This is a genomic window from Clostridium sp. CMCC3677 (assembly GCF_023845585.1).
GTDB classification, from domain to species: domain Bacteria; phylum Bacillota; class Clostridia; order Clostridiales; family Clostridiaceae; genus Clostridium; species Clostridium aquiflavi.
The window spans coordinates 288,142-294,141 of sequence record NZ_JAMQHS010000006.1; the positions used below are offsets into that span (position 1 = coordinate 288,142).

Annotated in this window: 4 protein-coding genes and 1 other annotated feature; all 4 genes read right to left on the minus strand. The window is 27.6% G+C overall.

Annotated features, from left to right (window positions below; genetic code table 11):
* Positions 1 to 157: 157 nt before the first annotated feature.
* Entirely contained in the window at positions 158 to 1,177 is a 1,020-nt protein-coding gene (locus NG901_RS09745) for a LacI family DNA-binding transcriptional regulator (protein WP_252214010.1), read from the minus strand.
* 500 nt (positions 1,178 to 1,677) lie between these two features.
* Positions 1,678 to 2,847: an aminotransferase class I/II-fold pyridoxal phosphate-dependent enzyme gene (locus NG901_RS09750; protein ID WP_252214012.1), complete on the minus strand. Its 1,170-nt coding sequence runs from the start codon at positions 2,845 to 2,847 to the stop codon at positions 1,678 to 1,680.
* Positions 2,844 to 3,323 carry an Lrp/AsnC family transcriptional regulator gene (locus NG901_RS09755; RefSeq protein ID WP_252214014.1) on the minus strand — a complete coding sequence of 160 codons (480 nt, stop codon included), beginning with the start codon at positions 3,321 to 3,323 and terminating at the stop codon, positions 2,844 to 2,846. Before NG901_RS09755 ends, NG901_RS09750 begins: the two co-directional genes overlap by 4 nt.
* A 76-nt stretch (positions 3,324 to 3,399) precedes the next feature.
* Positions 3,400 to 3,653, minus strand: a binding site (T-box leader).
* 104 nt (positions 3,654 to 3,757) lie between these two features.
* Positions 3,758 to 5,716, minus strand: a complete 1,959-nt coding sequence (gene pulA / locus NG901_RS09760; protein WP_252214016.1) for a type I pullulanase — start codon at positions 5,714 to 5,716, stop codon at positions 3,758 to 3,760.
* Between the last annotated feature and the right edge of the window lie 284 nt (positions 5,717 to 6,000).

Here is a 6,000-nt window from a genome sequence, read left to right on the forward strand (position 1 = left end):
CTATTTTTAATAATATATTTCAAGTTACAAACTATAATGAAATTTATAACTTAAATTCAAATTAATTTAGTATATTATGTAGAATTAACTTTATATAATATTTATTCTAATTTATTCTCTATACTAATTTTCACAATTAACATATATACTATTCATTTCAATATATCTTTTTTTCTGAACCATTACATATTATTTTAGGAGCCATTATTGTTCTCCTTACAGATTTATTATTTTTATCATTTATTATTTCCCAAAGCATATCCATAGAACTCTTTCCAAGTTTTATTGGTGAATCCTCTATATATGTAACTTGTAATCCTACTATATCTAAAAAATCAACTCTATTAATTCCTACAATAGATATGTCCTCTGGTGTTTTCTTTTTTGAATCTATAAGTGCTTTTATTGCTCCCATAGTCATCATATTGCTACAAATAACTAATGCCGTTGGTTTATCTTCTGTTTTTAATATATTATTAGTTAATTTATAAGCTATTTCTGCTTTGAAATCTGCATTGAAAATATATTTATCCATGATATCAATATTATTTTCATTAAGTGCTTTTTTGTATCCAGAAAGCATGTCCATAGTTGCATCAGAATCTATATTCCCTGTTATTATTCCTATTTTTTCATGTCCTTCTTTTATTAATAAATTAGTTGCATCTAATCCACATTTTACGTTGTCCACAAAAACACCACTTAAATTACTATGTTTTATATCTGCTGATACCAAAACAACTGGTATATTTAACTGTTCTATTAAAGTAGTATATTTAGTTTTAAAATTACCATCTCCAAAAGCAGGTGTCATTATTATTCCTTTTATTCTTTGGGCCTTTGCAGATTTTAAAGCCTTTAATTCCTTTTCCAAAGAATTATCTGTATTAAATAAAACTATATTTAAATTTTTTTCTTCTGCAACTTCACTTATTCCCTTTATTATTTCTCCAAAATAATTATTAGTTATGTCTGGAACAATAATTCCAATTGTATTTGTTTCACTTTTGGAAAGACTTCTAGCAATAGCACTTGGAGTATAATTCATTTCTTTTATAACATTTAAAACTTTTTGTCTAGTCTCTTCTTTTACATAACCTGAATTGTTCAATACTCTTGAAACTGTTGTAGATGATACATCTGCTATTTTAGCAATATCATTTATCGTGGCCCCCATATGAATCCTCCCTTAATGTTCTCACACAACTACTTAAACTATTTTACCTCATTTGTAAACGATTAATTTAAGGCATTAGAAAACTAAAAAAGTTTTATTAATTTTCTCATCATGTTACCGGTTACATAACTATCATATTATATTACATTAGCAATGTCAATATTAGGATAACCTTTTTATTGTTAAAACATTATAAAAACGAATATTTTTTAAAGCGATTAATATTTTATGTGGTTAATTATATCAATTTTATATTTTTTCATATAATTTCCATATGATTTTATAATATTTATTTTTTACTTATATATTCTCTCTACTTAATAATATTATTAAGTTAATGGTATTATTATAGTTTTTTAAAATAAAGTGTATCAAATTGAATTTTTATTCATCATGATACACTTTAAAAATTTATAATTTAATTTGACTTTGTTTTTTAATAATAGGCTATGTTTTAGCAGAGTGTTGATATATGCATTTAAAACATAGCCTAATAATATTTATTTATTTATTTTATTAATAAATCTTTCTATTCTTTTAAGTGCTTCCATTATATTGTCCATAGATGATGCATAACAAGCTCTGATAAATCCTTCACCACAATCTCCAAATGCATTCCCTGGAACAGTAAGTACTTTTTCATTTATAAGAAGCTGTTCACAAAATTCATCAGATGTCATTCCCGTGGATTTTATAGATGGAAATACATAAAATGCTCCTAGTGGTTCGAAACAATCTAATCCCATTTTTCTGAATCCGTCAACCAGCACTCTTCTTCGTCTATTATACTCTCTTACCATGGTTTGCACGCTTTTATCACCTTTTTTCATGGCTTCTATTGCTGCATATTGTGCTGTTGTTGGAGAACACATTATAGCATATTGGTGTATTTTTTTCATTTCTTCTATTAGTATTGGATGTCCACATAAGTATCCTAATCTCCAACCAGTCATAGCATAAGCTTTTGAAAAACCATTTATTACCAATGTCTTTTCTCTCATTTCAGGAAAAGATGCTATAGAAACATGCTCTTTATCGTAGCAAAGTTCTGCATATATTTCATCTGATATAACAATTACATCTTTATCTTTTAAAACTTCTACTATTTTAGCTAATTCATCTCTAGTCATAATTGCACCAGTTGGATTATTAGGAAACGGTATTATTACAACTTTAGTTTTTGGAGTTATTGCTTCTTCTAAAAGTTCTGGAGTAAGCTTAAATTCATCTTCTGCCCTAAGATTTATGACTTTAGGTGTTGCTCCTGTAAAAGTTGTACATCCCTTATATGCAACAAAACTTGGTTCTGGTATTATAACCTCATCTCCAGGTCCAACTAATGCCCTAAGAGCTATGTCTATTCCTTCACTTCCCCCTACTGTTACTATTATCTCATCAGTTGGATTATAGCTAAGATTAAATCTTCTATATAAATACTTAGATATCTCATGTCTAAGTTCTATAAATCCAGCATTTGATGAATAATGAGTATGCCCTTTTTCCAATGAATAAATTCCAGCCTCTCTAACATTCCAAGGAGTAACAAAATCAGGTTCACCAACTCCTAAAGATATAACACCTTCCATTTCATTAATCATGTCAAAATATTTTCTTATTCCTGATGGTGGCATTTCTCTTACGTTCTTTTTAATCATATTCTCTATAATCATATAAAAATTGCCTCCCTATCATCAATTTTCTTTTCTTTAAATATTGTTCCATGGTCTTTATATTTTCTTAAAACAAAGTGTGTGCTAGTGCTTAATACGTATTGTTGCACAGCAAGTTTTTCCGATACAAAAAGAGCTACTTCTTTCATGCTCTTTCCTTCTACTATAACTGTTAAATCAAATCCTCCAGACATTAAATAACATGCTGTAACTTCTGGAAATTTATATATTCTTTCTGCTACTTTATCAAAACCTGCTCCTCTTTGAGGCGTTATTTTAACTTCAATTAATGCTGTTACAGTTTCTTTTCCTGTATTCTCCCAATTAATCAAAGTAGTATATCTTGCTATAATACTTTTGTCTTCATAATCTTTAATTGCTGCTTTAACCTCATCAACGCTTTTTCCAGACATAGTTGCTATTTGTTCATCAGTATAACGACTATTTTTTTCTAATATTTCTAGTATTTCTTCCATATAAAATGCCTCCTTAAAATTAATAACTATCAGATAAGGTATTTAATTGTAATAAAAAAATCCTTCATCCCCAAAAACAAGGGACGAAAGATTGATTACGCGGTACCACCCTAATAAGCATAAAATGCTCACTCTATAGAAATATTTTCATAAATACTTCAACCTTTATAACGTAAGGAACACGTCATTATCTAATTAAGAATAGTAATTCTTATTTTTCAATATGAAATTCAAAGGCTGCTTCTATAAAGTTCACTTACTAGATTTCCACCAAATCTCTAGTTCTCTGAAAAGCTTACTAAATATACTCTTCCTTATCACAATTTTTAACATATCATTTTAATATATTATAAACATATATTGATTTAAATTCAATAGTATATCTTGTTATTTTTATTAATTTGTTAACATAATTCATTTTTATAGCTGTTTTTTTAATCTTTTTTTACTAATACATAACAACTTAATTTATGCACTTTTACTACATTATTTTCTATATATGTCAGTTTATCTATTCCAGCTTTATCTTCATTTACAATAACATACCATCCATTTTTATTCAATTTAATTTCGACTGAATTTGGATTTGCATTATATATTACACAAACTTCCGTCCAATTAGTTTGCAAATAACTTAAATTTATATAAAATGCAACTATTCTATCATTATCAAAATTTATCTTTTTCTCTAAAAATCTTAAGTTTTCTCTTATCTCATTGCTAGTATCCATTCTAAATCCTTTGCAGAATTTTCTAAGCCTAATTAATCCTTTATAATAATCCACAACATCTTTATATTCTACAGTTCTATTCCATTGTAATTCATTTACACTGTCAGGTGAATTATAACTATTGCCATTTAAACTTCCATCCTTATTTTTCTTAGTTCTTAAAAATTCTTCTCCTGCTTGAAAAAATGGAATACCTTGAGAAGTTAAAATTATAGCCGCAGACAATTTATTCATGGCTTTTAAATCTTCTTTTGAAAAATTATTATTAGACATACATATCTTATCCCATAATGTATAATTATCATGCGCAGACGCATATGTTACTGTTTGATACGGTTCATTTGCCCATGGAAATTTACTATATTTTAAACTTTCATAATTTATTTGATTATGCTTTGTAGAAGCTACTACTCCAAATTTAATAGTCTCTTCTAAAATTCCTGCACCACTTATAAAACCCTTTGAATGAGAATCAAAGACATTTCCTTTTATTCCATCTCTAATATCATCACTAAATGCTGCTATATTCATGTCTCCAAATTTACTAATATTAAACTTAATACATTTATCCCATTCTGGTAAAGGAGATGCACCACCTGTCCAAGCTTCACCATACATAAGTATGGATTTATCTATTTTATCCAAACTTCTTCTTATATCTTTCATAATTTCTATATCATATAATCCCATTAAGTCAAATCTAAAACCATCTATATGATACTCACTTGCCCAATAAATCAAAGAATCAATTATAAATTTTTTAACCATCTTTTTTTCTGTTGCTAATTCATTTCCGCATCCAGACCCATTAGAAAACCACCCATCATTATTTTTTCTATAGTAATAACTGGGGACTATGCAATTTAAATTAGAACTATATGTTGAATGTGTGTGGTTATATACAACATCCATAATCACTCTTATACCATGTTCATGTAAAGTTTTAATCATATTCTTAAATTCTATTATTCGTTTTTCCCCATTAAAAGGGTCTAAAGAATATGATCCTTCTGGTACATTGAAATTTTTAGGATCATATCCCCAATTATAATTTTCAGAACTAACATTGGATTCATCTACTGTTGCATAATCAAATGCTGGCATTAAATGAACATGTGTTATTCCGAGCTCTTTTATATACTCTAAACATGTAGGGTAATTGGTTCCTGGAATCTTAGTTTCCTTCTCATAAACCCCATTATACTTTCCTCTAAATTTATCATTAACACCTGATGTTTCACTTATTGAAAAATCTCTTACATGTATTTCATATATAATAGCATCTGTTGCATTTGTAAATTTTGGCTTGATATCTTCATCCCAATCTTTAGGATTAGTAGACTCTAAATCAATTACCATTCCCCTATTTCCATTTACATTTACTGCTTTAGCATATGGATCTACAACTTCTATTTCATTTTGTTCATTATTAACTAAATAATTATAGTAAACTCCATTAAAATCTCCTAAAAGTTCTAAACTCCATATTCCTTCTTCTCTTTTTTTCATATCAAAAACTTCATTTTTTTCTTTATAATATAATATTACTCTTACACTTTTTGAAACTGGAGCCCATAATATAAACGTTGTTTTTTCTTTTGAATAAATTGCCCCTAATTTGCCACAATAGTTTTCATATTCATATAATATAGATTGCATCATAATTTTTAGCACCTCTAATACTTTTTATATACGCTCTGTTTTAAATGCGTGTTGATATATGCAATAGGTAAAGTGGCATTGTAATTGGACTTTGAGAATAGTTAAGTGAGAGTCAAAATTTTATATTTTGTTTCTCGAACTTACTCAGCGCAGTCGAGTTTCCTTTTTATATTCACATTTACTGCTTGTCACAATTTTATATTGGGAACAAGCTAAAATGGGACTATACTCATTTTAGCATTCCTAAGTTCAATTACTCAGTCCACTTTGCTTATGCATATATC